General features: G+C 52.8%; 17 protein-coding genes. 12 read left to right on the plus strand and 5 right to left on the minus strand.

The window, feature by feature from the left end; translation table 11 throughout:
• Positions 1-16: 16 nt before the first annotated feature.
• Positions 17-607: a ribosomal protein S5-alanine N-acetyltransferase gene (rimJ, locus tag ACO6VX_RS07295; RefSeq protein WP_010246386.1), complete on the minus strand. Its 591-nt coding sequence runs from the start codon at positions 605-607 to the stop codon at positions 17-19.
• Between the two features lie 299 nt (positions 608-906).
• Here rimJ and grxB point away from each other — a divergent pair, with 299 nt between their 5' ends.
• From grxB to ACO6VX_RS07340, 9 genes are all read left to right on the plus strand, one after another.
• Positions 907-1,554, plus strand: coding sequence for a glutaredoxin 2 (gene grxB / locus ACO6VX_RS07300; RefSeq protein ID WP_033757257.1), 648 nt, complete (start codon positions 907-909; stop codon positions 1,552-1,554).
• A 114-nt stretch (positions 1,555-1,668) separates the two neighbouring features.
• Positions 1,669-2,232: a lipoprotein gene (locus tag ACO6VX_RS07305; protein WP_010246390.1), complete on the plus strand. Its 564-nt coding sequence runs from the start codon at positions 1,669-1,671 to the stop codon at positions 2,230-2,232.
• A gap of 418 nt (positions 2,233-2,650) precedes the next feature.
• Positions 2,651-3,694: a dihydroorotase gene (gene pyrC / locus ACO6VX_RS07310; RefSeq protein ID WP_404562587.1), complete on the plus strand. Its 1,044-nt coding sequence runs from the start codon at positions 2,651-2,653 to the stop codon at positions 3,692-3,694.
• Between the two features lie 62 nt (positions 3,695-3,756).
• Positions 3,757-4,002 carry a DNA damage-inducible protein I gene (dinI, locus tag ACO6VX_RS07315; RefSeq protein ID WP_010246395.1) on the plus strand — a complete coding sequence of 82 codons (246 nt, stop codon included), beginning with the start codon at positions 3,757-3,759 and terminating at the stop codon, positions 4,000-4,002.
• A 145-nt stretch (positions 4,003-4,147) separates the two neighbouring features.
• A complete protein-coding gene (locus ACO6VX_RS07320; protein WP_010246397.1) occupies positions 4,148-4,420 on the plus strand; it encodes a hypothetical protein in 273 nt (90 codons plus the stop codon).
• 246 nt (positions 4,421-4,666) lie between these two features.
• A complete protein-coding gene (bssS, locus tag ACO6VX_RS07325; protein ID WP_010246399.1) occupies positions 4,667-4,921 on the plus strand; it encodes a biofilm formation regulator BssS in 255 nt (84 codons plus the stop codon).
• A 94-nt stretch (positions 4,922-5,015) separates the two neighbouring features.
• Complete coding sequence (gene solA / locus ACO6VX_RS07330; RefSeq protein WP_022625882.1) at positions 5,016-6,128, plus strand: N-methyl-L-tryptophan oxidase; 1,113 nt, start codon at positions 5,016-5,018, stop codon at positions 6,126-6,128.
• 294 nt (positions 6,129-6,422) lie between these two features.
• The gene (locus ACO6VX_RS07335) at positions 6,423-6,998 is read left to right on the plus strand and encodes a cytochrome b (RefSeq protein ID WP_029519566.1); all 576 of its coding nucleotides are present in this window, start codon (positions 6,423-6,425) and stop codon (positions 6,996-6,998) included.
• A 1-nt stretch (position 6,999) separates the two neighbouring features.
• A complete protein-coding gene (locus tag ACO6VX_RS07340; RefSeq protein ID WP_228312204.1) occupies positions 7,000-7,575 on the plus strand; it encodes a YceI family protein in 576 nt (191 codons plus the stop codon).
• Between the two features lie 39 nt (positions 7,576-7,614).
• Here the strand turns inward: ACO6VX_RS07340 and ACO6VX_RS07345 are convergent, their stop codons facing one another.
• Entirely contained in the window at positions 7,615-8,664 is a 1,050-nt protein-coding gene (locus ACO6VX_RS07345) for a rhodanese-related sulfurtransferase (RefSeq protein ID WP_010246407.1), read from the minus strand.
• 252 nt (positions 8,665-8,916) lie between these two features.
• On the opposite strand from ACO6VX_RS07345, the gene ACO6VX_RS07350 reads away from it, so the two are divergent.
• The 3 genes from ACO6VX_RS07350 (at position 8,917) to ACO6VX_RS07360 (ending at position 11,168) form a co-directional block, all read left to right on the plus strand.
• Entirely contained in the window at positions 8,917-9,840 is a 924-nt protein-coding gene (locus ACO6VX_RS07350; protein WP_010246409.1) for a Kdo(2)-lipid IV(A) acyltransferase, read from the plus strand.
• Between the two features lie 529 nt (positions 9,841-10,369).
• Positions 10,370-10,636: a hypothetical protein gene (locus tag ACO6VX_RS07355; RefSeq protein ID WP_010669830.1), complete on the plus strand. Its 267-nt coding sequence runs from the start codon at positions 10,370-10,372 to the stop codon at positions 10,634-10,636.
• Between the two features lie 130 nt (positions 10,637-10,766).
• The gene (locus tag ACO6VX_RS07360; RefSeq protein WP_010246413.1) at positions 10,767-11,168 is read left to right on the plus strand and encodes a MysB family protein; all 402 of its coding nucleotides are present in this window, start codon (positions 10,767-10,769) and stop codon (positions 11,166-11,168) included.
• Here the strand turns inward: ACO6VX_RS07360 and ACO6VX_RS07365 are convergent.
• The 3 genes from ACO6VX_RS07365 to ACO6VX_RS07375 form a co-directional block, all read right to left on the minus strand.
• Complete coding sequence (locus tag ACO6VX_RS07365) at positions 11,159-11,398, minus strand: YceK/YidQ family lipoprotein (RefSeq protein ID WP_010669829.1); 240 nt, start codon at positions 11,396-11,398, stop codon at positions 11,159-11,161. The genes ACO6VX_RS07360 and ACO6VX_RS07365 overlap by 10 nt on opposite strands.
• 134 nt (positions 11,399-11,532) lie before the next feature.
• Positions 11,533-14,085: a glucans biosynthesis glucosyltransferase MdoH gene (gene mdoH / locus ACO6VX_RS07370; protein WP_010669828.1), complete on the minus strand. Its 2,553-nt coding sequence runs from the start codon at positions 14,083-14,085 to the stop codon at positions 11,533-11,535.
• Positions 14,078-15,613, minus strand: coding sequence for a glucan biosynthesis protein G (locus ACO6VX_RS07375; RefSeq protein WP_170933489.1), 1,536 nt, complete (start codon positions 15,611-15,613; stop codon positions 14,078-14,080). Before ACO6VX_RS07375 ends, mdoH begins: the two co-directional genes overlap by 8 nt.
• Positions 15,614-15,816 lie beyond the last annotated feature (203 nt).

Below are 15,816 nucleotides of genomic sequence, written 5' to 3' on the forward strand. Positions count from 1 at the left end.
GCTCGCATCCTCATTATTATCCACGCCGGTCAGGCGTCCATTCCCGCAGGGTTAAGGCTGTCAGCACGTGATCCTGCCAGCGTCCGTCGATCAGTAGATAATCTTTCGCGTAACCCTCTTTCTCAAAACCGAGTCGCGCCAGCAGATCGCCGCTGCGCTGGTTGTGCGGCATGTAGTTAGCCATGATGCGGTGAATATGCTGCTGGCGCTGCATATAGCGGATTGCCACCTGCAACGCTTCGAACATGAACCCCTGCCCCTGCCACTTTTCACCCAGTGAATAGCCGAGATAACAGGCATGAAAGGATCCGCGTAACACGTTGCTGAAGTTCGCCACTCCCCTCACTTCGGTTTCATCGCTGTCCATTAAAATGAAATAGAAGGCCGAACCCTGCTTATGCATGTCGGAAATCAGCCCAAGCCGCGCCTGCCAGCCCGAGGGGTAGCAGTGGCTGTCATCACGCACCGGCTCCCACGGTTTTAAAAACAGGCGGTTTTCCGCGTAGTAATCTGCCATTCGCCAGGCATCACGCTCGTGAACCAGACGGACCACCAGCCGATCGGTGGTTAATCGCACCCTGGGCGCGGCAGAACGATAGCCAAACATCCTGACTCCTGAAATCAATGGCTGATAGAGATGAGCCGTCATTACCCGGCTTTCACTATAACCGCCGCCTGGGCTCCGGTAAAACGTTACAGCGGTTTAGCGATAAAGAGGCTGATTTTGCTCGGGTCGCACCGCGGATAACCCCTGCTGCAGGCAGCATTAGCAGCGGATCCTGCAGCGCGCCTGACAGGCAGGTTTGCCCTGTGGAGTAATCTCTTCCATACTTTTTACGAGCCCGAAAGCAGGATGAATTGATTCACTCTGTTAAACACTAAACCTGTAAAATCCGGGAGATCAGGATGAAGCTCTATATCTACGACCACTGCCCTTTCTGCGTTAAAGCGCGAATGATTTTTGGCCTGAAAAACAAACCGGTTGAGCTGGTGGTAATGCTCAACGACGATGAAGAGACGCCGAAACGACTGATCGGACAGAAAATGGCGCCCATTCTGCAGAAGCAGGATGGCAGCGCGATGCCTGAGAGCATGGAGATCGTACACTATGTCGATCAGCAGGATGGCGAGCCGCTGATCATCGGCGCGCTAAATCCGGCGATCGGCGACTGGCTGCGTCACATGAACAGCTATGTCAATAAACTGCTGCTGCCGCGTATTGCAGAGGCGGCGTTTGCCGAATTCGCGACGCCGGAGGCGCGTGACTATTTCCGCAACAAAAAGCAGGCGAGCATCGGTGATTTCGACACGCTGAAAAGTCATTCTGCCGGCCTGATTAAGAACGTCAGCGACGATCTGCGCAAGCTGGACAAATTAATCGCCCAGCCCAATGCGGTGAATGGCGAGCTGTCCGAAGATGATTTTAATCTCTTCCCGCTGCTGCGCTCTCTGACGCTGGTGGCCGGAATCGACTGGCCGAGCCGGGTCGCTGACTACCGCGATAACATGGCTAAACAGACCCAGGTGAATCTGCTCTCCTCGATAGCTCACTAACCCCTCCCGATGAGAGACGCTGCGGCGTTTCTCATCTCTTTCCTGATGACACCCGCTACGCATTCAGGCAGGCTATGGCCTGTTTATTGGCTCTGATATTCAGGATAAAGATCGATGAAAAAGGCTTTTTTCGGGCTGACTGCCCTGTTGATCGCGCTGCTGGTGAGCGGCTGTAATCAACTGACGCAATACACCATCAGCGAACAGGAAGTAAACCAGGCGCTGCAGAAGCACAACAACTATGAGAAAGATATTGGCGTTTCCGGGCTGGTTAATGCGCACATCGTCCTGAACAACCTGACCAGTCAGATTGGCCGTGAAGAGCCAGGTAAAGTGACGCTCTCTGGCAATGCTAAAATCAATGTGACGTCACTGTTTGGTCCGCAGCAGGCCGATATGCAACTGAAGATGCGTGCTCAGCCGGTCTATGACCAGCAGCAGGGTGCAATCTATCTGCGCGATCTGGAAATTGTTGATGCGCAGGTTGCTCCGGAAAAAATGGCCTCCATTATGAAAACGCTGACGCCTTATCTGAATCAGTCGCTGAAAAACTACTTTGATCAAAAGCCGGCTTACGTGCTCAGCGCCGACCGCAGCAAAGGCGAGTCGCTGGCGAAGAAATTTGCCAAAGGACTGGAAGTGAAACCTGGCGAACTGGTTATTCCCTTTACGCAGTAACGCCAGTCAGTTAAGCGACAGGTGACAACGCAGTCTGGTGCCGCGCTGAGGCGTGACGGTGGGCCAGAAGTCCACGCCGGGAAGCGTGGACAGTTCGGGGCCGGCCAGGGAGGGCCGATCCCCGAACGGTTCGTCGGCACGACGTCAAAGCCGAAGGTACCGCGTGAGCGGCGCGAGGACGGCCCGGCAGCAGCAGAGGTGCACTGGCCCGCACTGCGGCTCGCTCGCCCGGAAAAAAGCTGCCACGTTTGACCGTGACAGCCTTTACAAATCTAATCTTAACTGACCAGCATTACCCTGTTGGGCAGCGGATTTTCTTTGACAGCATAAAAAGCAGGTGCAAACGGTTGCCTGAATCCTTATGCTTAGACCCCGGCCAAAACACGCCTTTTGTTTCCCTTCTGCCGGAGCTTCACTGATGACAGCACAACCTCAGCAACTTACCCTGCGTCGCCCTGACGACTGGCATATTCATCTGCGCGACGATGAGATGCTCAACACGGTCCTGCCCTATACCAGCGCGGTGAATGGGCGTGCCATTGTGATGCCTAACCTGGTGCCACCGGTGACCAGCGTGGCAGCAGGTGAAGCGTACCGCGATCGCATCCTGGCGGCGCTGCCCGCCGATCACGCCTTTACGCCGCTGATGACCTGCTATCTGACCGACTCGCTTGATCCTGATGAGCTTGAGCGCGGTTTCACCTCCGGTCTGTTTACCGCGGCTAAGCTCTATCCGGCGCACGCTACGACGAACTCCAGCCATGGCGTTACCGATATCGCCTCCATTGCCCGCGTGCTGGAGCGGATGCAGAAGCTCGGTATGCCACTGCTGATCCACGGCGAAGTCACCGATGCGCATGTCGACATTTTTGACCGCGAAGCCCGGTTTATCGAAACGGTTATGGTGCCGCTGCGCAGCCAGTTTCCGGCACTGAAAGTGGTGATGGAGCACATTACCACTCAGGACGCCGCAGAATATGTTGCCGCCGCCGATGAGACGCTGGGCGCGACCATTACCCCGCAGCATTTGATGTTTAACCGCAATCACATGCTGGTGGGCGGTATTCGTCCGCACCTCTATTGCCTGCCGATTCTTAAACGCAACGTGCATCAGGAAGCATTGCGCAAATTAGTAGCGAGTGGTCATCCGCGCGTCTTCCTCGGCACCGACACAGCACCGCATCTGCGTCATCTCAAAGAGGCCAGTTGCGGCTGCGCGGGGGTATTTAATGCGCCAGCGTCGTTACCCGCTTACGCCACCGTTTTTGAAGAGCTGAACGCGCTGGAACATTTTGAAGCGTTCTGTTCGGAGAATGGCCCGCGTTTTTACGGCCTGCCGCTGAATGAAGGGACGATTACTTTGGTGCGTGAGTCCTGGCAGGTGCCAGAGTCCATCGCGCTCGGCAGGCATTCACTGGTGCCGTTCCTGGCGGGTGAAACGCTGAACTGGCGCATCGCATAATTTTACTTGCCTCCGGCCTGTCGATACTGTAAATATATACAGTATCTTAAACGGAGGCTGTTATGCGCGTTGAAATTACCGTATCAAATACCCGACCTCTTCCTGCTGGTGCGATAGAAGCGTTGAGCGATGAATTATCGCGCCGCATTGATGAACAGTTCCCTGACTCGACCAATCACGTCAAGGTACGTTATGCCAGTGCCAATAATCTCAGCGTGCTGGGCGGTGGAAAAGAGACGCGCGACCAGATCAGCGAGATCCTGCAGCAGACGTGGGAAAGCGCTGACGACTGGTTCAATACTGATTAACCGCCACTGTGATTTTTTTCCGGGTGTCGCCACCCGGTTTTTTTATCTTTTCTCCCCTCTCGCACTTACCCCGTCCTGCATCTAGACTCTTAATGATCAATGCCCTATCCTTGCGCTCGTCACGCATAACAGGAGGTGCGACACCATGACTACTGATAAACCGGAAGAGGCGATGACCTTTGGTGAGTTGTTAGCACTGATTGGTGATCAGAAGCGTCGTTTAACGGTGCTGGAAAATGCCTTTTCCAGTCTGATTTTCTGTCTTGACGATCGTGCCAGTCAGCTACTGGTACACAATCTGTCGCTGGAAGCCCAAAATCAAAACCATGATGAGCAGCTTCAGCAGCACTTTGCCCGTCTGGCAGAAACACTGCAAAAACGCGGCGGCGGCGTAGTGCCAGAAACGCCGGCTCTCTGAGTCCGGTCACGCGGCTAAGCCCGCTTTTTGCCTGTCGTTTGACTGCTGATAAAAATGCCTGCCCGTCAGGCATTTTATTTTTTTACGCCCGCCTTTCAAACGCAAATATTCTGTGAGAAGCTGACTCACGGCATTTTTTAAACAGTGATACCCTCGTTTACTGTTATAATTGTTTCGCTATTGGAATAAAAAAGCCGCATTGAACCTCATCATGCACTTCGTTTAACGAGTAATAAGGAGGTTATAATGGACAGAAGAAAAGATGTTATACAGACTCACCCACTGGTGGGCTGGGATATCAGTACCGTTGACAGCTATGACGCCATGATGATCCGCCTGCACTCGTTGTCGTCGCAGGATCAAAAAGAAGAAGAAGCGGATGTTGGCCCGACATACTGGCTGACAACGGATGTGGCAAGGCAATTTATCTCGATCCTCGAAGCAGGCATCGCCAAGATAGAATCAGCCGAGCAGATAGAACGACTCCTCAAAAAGCATTAATTTCTGCCGCATCAAAGAGGCGCCCTCAGGGGTGCCTTTTTCGTTTCTGTTTCTGGTATGCTTTTGATTATCTGTCTCTTAGAGCGTAGTTACCATGATTTATGATCTTATCGTCGTTGGCAGCGGTTCCGTGGGCGCGGCGGCAGGCTACTATGCCACCCAGGCGGGTTTATCGGTGTTAATGATCGACAGCGCCCATCCTCCCCATAATCAGGGCACACATCATGGCGAGAGCCGGCTGATTCGTCACGCCTATGGTGAAGGTGAACGCTATGTTCCCCTGGTCCTGCGGGCGCAAACGCTGTGGGATGAGCTGGAACAGCGTGCCGGTGAGCGCATCATGCATCGCAGCGGCGTACTTAACCTCGCCCCGAATCAGTCGCCGTTTATTCAGAACGTCATCGACAGCGCGACCCGCTGGCAGCTCAATATTGAGGTGATGCAGCCTGATGACGTGCGCAAGCGGTGGCCACAAATCAATGTGCCTGAGGGCTATCTGGGCGTATTTGAGCCGCAGTCCGGCTATCTGAAATGTGAACAGGCGGTACGCAGCTGGATCCAGCTGGCGGAGCAGGCGGGCTGCGCGCAGCTGTTTAACTGCCCGGTTTCAGAGCTGGGTCGCGATGGCGATCTGCAGCAGGTCACTACCCTGGATGGCGTCTATCGGGGCCGCAAAATGTTGATCAGTGCGGGCACCTGGGTTGGCAAATTAGTTCCTGACCTGCCGGTCGCCCCCACCCGCAAGGTGTTTGCCTGGTATCAGGCAGATGGCCGCTACAGTGAGAACAATAAGTTTCCCGGTTTTACGGTGGAAATGGGCGATGGCAGCCAGTTTTATGGCTTCCCGGCGGATAACAACGCCCTGAAAGTGGGTCGTCATGATGGCGGTCAGCTGATGCAGCAGCCTGAGGATCGTAAACCTTTTGGCGCGGTGGCGGCCGATGGCAGCGAAGCTTTTGGATTCCTCCGTCAGTTTTTACCTGGCGTCGGTGTCTGTCTGCATGGCGAAGCCTGCAGCTACGATTTTAGCCCGGATGAGGACTTTATAATTGATACCCTGCCGGGTGAACCAGACCGCTTGTTAATCACCGGGCTCAGTGGACACGGGTTTAAATTCGCCAGCGTATTGGGCGAACTGGCTGCAGAATTTGCCCAGCAAAAACCGTTCTCTTTTGATCTGACACCCTTCCGCCTCTCACGTTTCTGACTCGATAAAGGGTGGTATCAGCCTGATGCCGCCCGACTGACAGACTTTGACGAAAATTGACTATTACTGACATAAAGTCAGAATATATTTCGCCCTTTGGGTAAATTCCGGCTCTTTTTAGTTGACGACCAGCGCCTCAGAAATAACTCATTCAGTAATATTGCGCATTTCACACCTGATTTATTCAACCTTTTCACAATATAAAATTAAAGTTATAGAAGCGTAAGGATGATTGCTTTTATATTTCATAATGTGGATGCTTATTTCAGATTATTACTTCATGAAAACCTCATTATGTTATTACGTAATTCATCTCATCAGTTTGGCCTGGTTGCCGTGCTGCTGCACTGGTCGATGGCGCTGGCAATTTACGCCATGTTTGCGCTGGGATTATGGATGGTCGGCCTCGGCTATTACGACAGCTGGTATCACGACGCGCCTGAGATCCATAAAAGCATCGGCGTGATCCTGTTGCTGACGCTGATCGTTCGCCTGCTGTGGCGCGTTATTTCACCGCCGCCAAAACCGCTTAGCAGTTATTCCCCGCTGGTACGCATCAGTTCGGTGGTGGCCCACCTGTTACTGTATACCCTGCTGCTGGCGATTCTGATCAGCGGCTATCTGATCTCCACCGCCGATGGCAAACCCATCTCAGTATTCAGCTGGTTCACCCTGCCCGCGCTGTTCAGCGGTGCTGGCGAACAGGCTGATCTTGCGGGCGACATTCACCTCTGGCTGGCCTGGACGGTTGTGGTCCTGTCACTGCTGCATGGGCTGGCTGCGGTAAAACATCACTTTATCGATCGCGATATCACTTTAAAACGGATGTCGGGTTTGCGTTTCACCTCTCCCTCTGAAAAGGATAAATAATATGTTTAAAAAGACCCTGCTGGCGATGACCGGTGCCAGTCTGCTGCTTGGCTCACTCACCGCCTCTGCCGCTGACTACAAAATCGATAAAGAGGGCCAGCACGCCTTTATTCAGTTCCGTATACAGCATCTGGGTTACAGCTGGCTCTACGGCACCTTTAAGGATTTTGATGGCCGCTTCACCTTTGATGAGAAGGATCCTGCCGCAGATAAAGTCGACGTCACCATTAACACCAGCAGCATCGATACTAACCATGCTGAACGTGACAAGCACCTGCGCAGTGCGGACTTCCTGAACACCAGCAAAAACCCGCAGGCCACGTTCAAATCCACAGCGGTAAAAAAAGAGGGTGATGAGCTGAAGATTACTGGCGATCTTACGCTGAATGGCGTGACCAAACCGGTAACGCTTGAGGCGAAAATGCTGGGTGAAGGTAAAGATCCTTGGGGCGGCTACCGCGCTGGCTTTGAGGCTGAAGGGGAAATTGCACTGAAAGATTTCAACATCACCAAAGATCTGGGGCCAGCTTCGCAGAAGGTTCAGCTGATGATCTCGGTTGAGGGTGTACGCCAGTAAAACAGCAAGCCGCCTGAAGCTGACTTCAGGCGGCCACGCTTATTTCTTCAGCGGCGAGGGAATGGTCATGTTTAACAGGCCACGCGACTTGTTAAAGATCTTGTTGCCATTTTCACGTCCTGCCCGACGTGCGCGCTGCTCTTCCGGAGAGAGCTTCGCCTCTTCCTGGCAGATCGGGCTACAGCAGTTCTCAAACTTCTCCGCGCAGCTTTTGCACTGAATAAACAGCAGATGACAACCGTCATTGACGCAATTAACGTGGGTATCACAGGGTTCGCCGCACTGATGACAGTTCGACAACACATCGTCAGAGATCCGCTCACCCATCCGCTCATCAAAAACAAAGTTTTTGCCTTTGAAGCGTACCGGTAATCCCTGCTCACGGGCGCGTCGGGCATACTCGATGATACCGCCCTCAATGTGATAGACATCCTCAAAGCCGTTGTGCCGCATCCAGGCGCTGGCCTTTTCACAGCGGATCCCGCCGGTGCAGTACATCACGATCTTTTTGTCTTTCTGATCCTGCAGCATCTCAACCGCCATCGGCAACTGATCGCGGAAGGTGTCAGCAGGCACTTCCAGCGCATTATCAAAGCGACCCACTTCATATTCATAGTGGTTACGCATATCCACGAACAGGGCGTCAGGATCGTCCAGCATGGCGTTAACGTCCGCCGCTTTAAGATACTGACCCACATCGCTGGCATCAAAACTGTCGTCTTCAATACCGTCCGCGACAATACGGTCGCGTACTTTCAGACGCAGCACCCAGAACGATTTACCATCATCATCCAGCGCAATATTCATCCGCAGGTTGTTCAGCGCCGGATCAAAGCCATATAGCCATTCTTTCATCTTTTCATACTGGCTGGCTGGCACGCTGATCTGCGCATTGATGCCTTCGTGGGCCACGTAGACGCGACCAAAGACCTTAAGAGCTGTCAGGCCAAGATAGAGCGCGTCACGGAATGCTTTGGGATCGGCAATCTGGAAATATTTATAAAAAGAGACAGTGGTGCGCGGCTCGGTTTCAGCCAGCATGCGCGCCTTCAGCTCTTTATTGGAAACGAGGTTATGTAACACTGGCATGGTGTTCGTCCTGTTATCAATAGAAGAAATTTAGCGCGCACATGATACCTGATTTCACCGGGATGCAAAGGCCAGTGACCAGATTGATCGCCTGTTGCCGTTTTTTGCAGCAACATTGGACTATTAACCTTTGTTCATTGATGGCACGTTCCGATAGTGATATTTAAGCGCACGTCAAAAACTGGCACAATGGTGTAAATCAACGAGATATCAGCACCGCACGGTGCGCGACGCAGGAAAATTAACCTTCACATGACTCAGTTGCCTCAGTTTTCACGAGAACTGCTTCACCCGCGCTATTGGCTGACCTGGCTGGGTGTCGCTTCTCTTTATCTTTTGGTGCTACTTCCTTATCCCCTGCTTTATGTTCTCGGCTGTAATATTGGCCGCATTGGGATGCGTTTTATGAAACACCGCGTCAGTATTTCCCGGCGTAATCTGGAATTAAGTTTTCCGGATATGCCGGTAAATGAACGCGAAGCGATGGTTAAACACAATTTCGAATCGGTCGGCATGGGATTAATTGAGACCGGTATGGCGTGGTTCTGGCCTGACTGGCGCATCAATAAATGGCATACGCCTTCGGGGCTGGAGCATATTCAGCAGGCGCGCGATAGCCAGCGCGGCGTGCTGCTTATCGGCATGCACTTTCTGACGCTGGAGATTGGTGCACGCATGTTTGGTATCCATAACCCTGGCATTGGCGTCTATCGCCCGAATGACAACAAACTGATCGACTGGCTTCAGGTCAAAGGTCGGATGCGGTCAAATAAAAGCATGCTCGATCGTAAAGATCTCAAAGGAATGATCCGCGCACTGAAACAGGGTGACATTATCTGGTATGCGCCCGACCACGATTATGGCCCGCGCAGCAGCGTCTTTGTCCCCTTCTTTGGCGTAGAAAAAGCGGCAACAACGGTGGGTACTCATCTGCTGATCCGCACCGGTAAACCGGCTGTCATCCCTTTTGTGCCGCGTCGTCTGCCTGGGGGTCGCGGCTATGAACTGATGATACTGCCTGACATCAGCGGCGAATTTACGCTGGAAAGTGATGTCGCAACCGCAACCAGAATGAATCAGGTTGTTGAAGAGGGTGTGCTGCTGGCACCTGAACAATATATGTGGCTCCACCGCCGCTTTAAAACGCGCCCCGAGGGCGAACCCTCCCGTTATTAATCTGTTCGCGCTAAATGTCTGTCAGGCATTTAGCGCGTTTTACTCCCCTCTTAAATAAATCACTCATGGCTGACTCAGCCTGTAAGCGAAACCGCAGGTCCAGTAATTAATAAACACCTATATTCATAATATAATTTCTCTCTTTTTAAAGTTAAAAAAGCTAATCAATTAACAGGACGGCAGGCGGCATTCAGCCTGTTTCGCTATTTATTAATTAATATTGCAGCGAGTGCTATTAAATCTGTTATGGCGCTGATTATTCTGCACGCCAGGCCTAATCCTATTTAGCTGGTCTTAACGGTGTCTCACCGCTTATGAATCGATAAAAATTAACTTATTTTACAAGCGATTGCCTTGCTGATTTAGCTTATATTCCATTTTACATTTTTTCAACACCCCGATAGACCATTATGGAATTTGAACTCATTAATGCTTATCGGTAGTTTCGTTTGTAACAGTCAGGCCTTTAAGGGCTCTGGCCAGAATTATAAAAAAGACAACACAGCAAACCTCTAATGGGACAGTTAATATGAACAAAGGTCTCTACTATTACGTTACAATCGGTACCGATCAGGAAAATTATCACTTTCTTCATCGTAAAGGGTGCAAGCGTATGCCTGATAAAGAAGAGGTCATATTTATCGGCACGTTATATAATTTGAGTCAGGCCCTCTCCATCGCCAGAATTAATTTTAAGAAAGTTAAGCCATGTATAAAATGTTGTATCCGCTACTCAGCCCCCGTGATTCATGAGTCCGTTCAACCTGTTTTGCATTTCCCGCAAAAGATGATCTGACCCTGACTGGCGGGAAATGGCTTATTTCCCGCCAGTTGCACCGGCCTGACCTTTCCCTCCTTCAGATTTCGTCTATCCTTCACTGAAATCAAATAAATCCATAGTCAAAGACCCGTGAAGGAGAAGAGCGATGAGCATGTACAGTACCTTAGAGGAAGCCATCGATGCTGCACGTGAAGAGTTCCTCGCTAACCACCCGGAGCTCGAGGAAGGGGATGCATCAATCAGCCAGTTTGGTCTGCAAAAGTATGTGATGCAGGATGGCGATATCATGTGGCAGGCTGAATTCATGGCAGAAGAAGGTGAAGCAGGCGAATGTCTGCCTTACCGTAGCGGTGAAGCGGCACAGGCCATTTTTGATGCCGATTTTGACGAAGTTGAACTACGTCAGGAGTGGTTAGCAGAAAATACCCTGCACGAGTGGGATGACGGCGAGTTCCAGCTGGAGCCGCCGCTGGACACCGAAGAGGGTGAAGCCGCCGCGCAAGAGTGGGAAGATGATAACAGCGATTCCGATCGCAGTTACTCGTAAGGACCGTGGCTGGCATCCACCGGTAACAACAGGGTATCAACCACCAGCGACAGCGGCAGGTCGAGGATCGTCAGGACCCGCCATCCGCTGTCGCGAACATCCCACTGTACGCCGGGATAGTACTGATTACCGTGCCCCTGCCCGGGAATGGTACGGCTGATAATACTGCCGCATCCGCTTAAGCAGAGCACAGCCGCGACGATAACACCCGCCTTTAAGCACCCTTTCACCACACATATCCGCCATGAAGAAACAGCCATTGAGATCGTCACGCGCTGCTCGCGGTGACTGCCAGCAATAAATTTATCAGCGAATCGCTGTTTTAATCCGATAAAAAAAGCGGCATCGCTGCCGCTTTTTCAGATTACGCGTTGTTTGCCAGCGCGTTGGGGTTGAGCGTGAGTTTTTGATAACTCTCAACCCACTGATGATACTTGTCCGCATCTTCCCACAGTCGGGTATGAACACGGGCCAGCACCACCGGATCGCTGATCAACTGCAGACGCTGTTCGCGGCCCAGTTTATCCGGCGCATCGCTCAGCGCCTGATCAACCCGACGGTCACGCGCATAGTCCAGTAACTGACTCTGCTTGTGGCGCGATGTAGCCAGTGCCGTTGCCAGCGCGTTGAAGGCAGGATGGAATAAGGCATGCATAAAGCCATTTTCCAGCGCGCGCTCACGGTTCAGCACCACATAGCGATCCGTATCCACCAGCTCCTGCGGCGGCGAGTACTCTTCCGGGATCAGGAACAGCTTCGCTTTCTTGCTCTTAATGCCCAGCGTTGCGCGGCTCGACATGACCGAGACAAACGGCGACAGAATCAGTGAGAAGACGATCGGTGCCAGCCACCACAGGAAGTTAAGATCCAGCAGTCCCATACCAATCGCCCACACCAGACCCAATGCCATCTGCGAACCGTGACGTTTAAACGCCTCGCTCCACGGTGTCGCATCGTCATCACGCTGCGGTGAGTTCCACACCACTTCCCAGCCGAGGAAGGCGCTGACCACAAACACCGTATGGAACAGCATACGCACTGGTGCCAGCAGCACCGAGAACAGCGTTTCCAGCACCAGTGAAGCCAGCAGCCGCAGAGGTCCGCCGTAGGCCTTCGATCCTTTAAACCAGATCAACACGACACTCAGCATTTTCGGCAGGAACAGCAGCACCATGGTGGTTGAGAACAGCGCTATTGCCAGTTCCGGACGCCACTGCGGCCAGACCGGGAAGAGCTGCCGCGGTTGCAGGAAGTAGGTCGGTTCCATCAGCGTATGCACTACCTGCAGGGCAGTGGAGAGCGCCAGGAACATAAACCACAGCGGAGCCGAGAGGTAGGACATCACACCCGTCAGGAACACTGCACGGTGAACCGGGTGCATCCCTTTCACCAGGAACAGGCGGAAGTTCATCAGGTTGCCGTGACACCAGCGGCGGTCACGTTTCAGCTCATCCAGCAGGTTCGGTGGCAGTTCTTCATAGGATCCCGGCAGGTCATAGGCAATCCAGACGCCCCAACCGGCACGACGCATCAGCGCAGCTTCTACGAAGTCATGCGACATGATTGAACCCGCAAAGGAGCCTTCTCCCGGTAACGGTGCCAGGGCACAGTGCTCAATAAAGGGTTTCACGCGGATAATGGCGTTGTGACCCCAGTAGTGAGACTCGCCCAGCTGCCAGAAGTGCAGACCGGCGGTAAATAACGGACCGTAGACGCGGGTCGCAAACTGCTGACAGCGCGCATAAAGCGTATCCATACCCGATGCTTTCGGCGACGACTGGATGATCCCGGCATTCGGGTTGGCATCCATCATGCGTACCAGACCGGTGAGACACTCTCCGCTCATGACGCTATCGGCATCCAGCACCACCATGTAGCTGTAGTTGCTGCCCCAGCGACGGCAGAAGTCATCGATGTTTCCGCTTTTACGCTTCACGCGACGACGACGACGGCGATAGAAAATCTTGCCTGCCCCGCCAACATCCCGCACCAGTTCCATCCAGGCTTTCTGTTCGGCAATCGCGATATCCGCATCGTAACTGTCGCTGAGGATGTAGACGTCGAAGTGTTCAGCGTTACCGGTACGAACCACCGACTCCCAGGTCGCACGCAGACCGGCGTAAACACGCTCAACGTCTTCATTACAGATCGGCATAATCAGCGCGGTACGATGTTCCGGGTTAAGCGGTTCATCTCCGACCGTTGAGTAAGAGATACTGTATTTATCACGTCCAATCAGCAGCTGCAGGAAGCCCATCAACGCCGTCCAGAAACCGGCAGAGACCCAGCAGAAAAGTATGGCGAACAGGAACAGGATGCCGGTCTGCAACAAATAAGGCAGGATCTGCATCACTGACTGCTGCCAGTTCTGATTGATCATCTCCATCGGATCCAGAAGCGTCCAGCCCTGATACGGCAGAATACTCTTCATGTACCAGGTGGCGACCACGGTCTGGAAAATGGTCAGGATCAGCAGAATGTAGCGGCGAATTGAACCGACATGACGCCACTTCTCCTCGGCACGCCGCTCTTCGGCATTGCTATAACGCGGCACCGATTTGTGTCCACGCAGTGAGTCCCAGGCACGGGCGACCGGGTTGGTACGCCAGGCTTCCGGGAACATCAGTGAGCGTTTGACCTTCGGCATCGCCTTCAGCGTGGTGCGGTCGAGGTAATCTTTACCCAACTGCTGACCTTCGGCCAGCGAATCGGGCCAGGCCATTTCAACCCGCGATGAGACCGATTTTAACGGCGCATCGTCGGGACGGTCACTGGCTGCGACATCCCTGCCCAGCACATCATGGATGAAGTGGAACTCGCTGGCATTCTGCAATGAGACGCTCAGTCGGGCCTTCCCTGCCGCATCCAGCGGCAGAGATTCCACATAACGTTGAGGTGTAAAAGTCGATTTATTCATTGGCAGGTAACTGATAGCTCCAGGTTTCCGTCAATGTCTTGTCGCCGCTAACCAAGGCCGCACGCATTTCGGTGGACTGCTTGGCATCTTTCACACGCAGACGCAACACCAGACGCCAGCCTTTGGTGACCGGGTTATAACGTACGCTCTGCTCAACCACATCAGCATTTTTACCCACGCTGACCTGCGGTGCCACCTGACTGTTTTCCGCCATCTTGCTCATGTCTTTACCCACGAAGTCGATGGTGAAAGCCACGGTGCCATCCGGCTGACGCACCAGATTAGACTGCTTCACGTCACCCGCTGAACGCAGGGTATTTTTGACCCAGGCGGTATCATCGGAGTGCAGCTGGTTTTCGTCGCGCGAGAAGTGCAGACGATATTTGAAGTTCATCTCTTTGCCAGGCTCTGGCAGCGTCTCCGGCGTCCAGAACGCAACGATGTTGTCGTTGGTTTCATCTGCCGTCGGGATTTCAACCAGTTCAACCCGGCCTTTACCCCAGTCGCCTATTGGCTCAACCCAGCCGCTTGGACGAAGATCATAGCGGTCATCAAGATCCTGATAGTTGTTAAAGTCACGCCCACGCTGCAGCAGACCAAACCCTTTCGGATTCTCAATGGTGAAGGTGCTCACTGCCAGATGACGCGGGTTGTTCAGCGGACGCCAAATCCACTCCCCGTTGCCATTGTGGATAGAGAGACCGTCAGAGTCGTGTAGTGCCGGACGGAAGTTGTTCACCGTCGATGGCTGGTTCTGACCAAACAGGAACATACTGGTCAGCGGTGCAACACCCAGTTTGCCGACGTTATCACGCAGGTAAACTTTTGACTGCACATCAACCGTTGAAGCGTCACCCGGATGCAGCACAAAGCGATACGCACCCGCCGCACGCGGCGAATCGAGCAGCGCGTAGATCACCAGCTGTTTGTCCTGTGGTTTAGGACGCTGAATCCAGAACTCTTTAAAGCGCGGGAACTCCTCACCGGACGGCAGCGCCGTATCGATGGCAAGTCCACGCGCCGACAGGCCATAAACCTGACCGGCACCGATGACACGGAAATAGCTCGCGCCCAGGAAGCTGGCGATCTCATCGTTTTTACCCTTGTTGTTGAGTGGGTAAAGCACTTTGAAACCGGCAAAACCGAGGTTTTTTACCGCATCCGCGTCATGTTTTACATTACCGAAATTAAAATAATCGGGGTTGTATTTAATCTCGCGCACCGCGCTGGCGGTCACTTCGTTGATCTGCACCGGGGTATCGAAATACATTCCCTGATGATAGAACTCCAGCTTGAACGGCGTGCGCAGTTTGCCCCAATACGCTTTATCGTGGTTAAACTGGATCTGCTGATAATCAGCAAATTTCATTTCACGAAATTGAGAGGGTAAATTGCTTTTAGGCGCTTCGAAGCTTTTCCCTGCCAACGCTTTGGCTTGTTTGGCAACATCGTCGATGTTAAACGCCCAACTGTTATTGGCGTACAACGCCAGCAGAACTGCAGTACCAATCCAGCGTACCTTCATCAGTCCGGCTTTATTTTTTTCTTTAGTCGGCACATCCCCCCCTTTCGTGTGCTTAAATCAAACCCGTTTATCTTAAAGGATTATTCGGTTTTCCGACAGCTTATGCGCAACATTGTTCCCGCATTTCGTCAGGCTTAACCCTGCTTTTAGGACAATTAGACACTACGGATTCCACTGATAGTATACCTGGTTTATCCCAGGTAGAA

Origin of the sequence: Pantoea sp. BJFS-204 (assembly GCF_049310725.1) — a bacterium.
Lineage (GTDB): Bacteria > Pseudomonadota > Gammaproteobacteria > Enterobacterales > Enterobacteriaceae > Pantoea > Pantoea agglomerans.

Excerpts from the sequence above, each read along its gene's own strand:
- solA (WP_022625882.1), top strand. The coding sequence starts at position 5,016 with ATGATTTATGATCTTATCGTCGTTGGCAGCGGTTCCGTGGGCGCGGCG.
- ACO6VX_RS07335 (WP_029519566.1), top strand. The coding sequence starts at position 6,423 with ATGTTATTACGTAATTCATCTCATCAGTTTGGCCTGGTTGCCGTGCTG.
- dinI (WP_010246395.1), top strand. The coding sequence starts at position 3,757 with ATGCGCGTTGAAATTACCGTATCAAATACCCGACCTCTTCCTGCTGGT.
- rimJ (WP_010246386.1), bottom strand. The coding sequence starts at position 607 with ATGTTTGGCTATCGTTCTGCCGCGCCCAGGGTGCGATTAACCACCGAT.
- ACO6VX_RS07340 (WP_228312204.1), top strand. The coding sequence starts at position 7,000 with ATGTTTAAAAAGACCCTGCTGGCGATGACCGGTGCCAGTCTGCTGCTT.
- ACO6VX_RS07320 (WP_010246397.1), top strand. The coding sequence starts at position 4,148 with ATGACTACTGATAAACCGGAAGAGGCGATGACCTTTGGTGAGTTGTTA.
- ACO6VX_RS07355 (WP_010669830.1), top strand. The coding sequence starts at position 10,370 with ATGAACAAAGGTCTCTACTATTACGTTACAATCGGTACCGATCAGGAA.
- ACO6VX_RS07305 (WP_010246390.1), top strand. The coding sequence starts at position 1,669 with ATGAAAAAGGCTTTTTTCGGGCTGACTGCCCTGTTGATCGCGCTGCTG.
- ACO6VX_RS07360 (WP_010246413.1), top strand. The coding sequence starts at position 10,767 with ATGAGCATGTACAGTACCTTAGAGGAAGCCATCGATGCTGCACGTGAA.
- mdoH (WP_010669828.1), bottom strand. The coding sequence starts at position 14,085 with ATGAATAAATCGACTTTTACACCTCAACGTTATGTGGAATCTCTGCCG.
- bssS (WP_010246399.1), top strand. The coding sequence starts at position 4,667 with ATGGACAGAAGAAAAGATGTTATACAGACTCACCCACTGGTGGGCTGG.
- pyrC (WP_404562587.1), top strand. The coding sequence starts at position 2,651 with ATGACAGCACAACCTCAGCAACTTACCCTGCGTCGCCCTGACGACTGG.
- ACO6VX_RS07345 (WP_010246407.1), bottom strand. The coding sequence starts at position 8,664 with ATGCCAGTGTTACATAACCTCGTTTCCAATAAAGAGCTGAAGGCGCGC.
- ACO6VX_RS07350 (WP_010246409.1), top strand. The coding sequence starts at position 8,917 with ATGACTCAGTTGCCTCAGTTTTCACGAGAACTGCTTCACCCGCGCTAT.
- grxB (WP_033757257.1), top strand. The coding sequence starts at position 907 with ATGAAGCTCTATATCTACGACCACTGCCCTTTCTGCGTTAAAGCGCGA.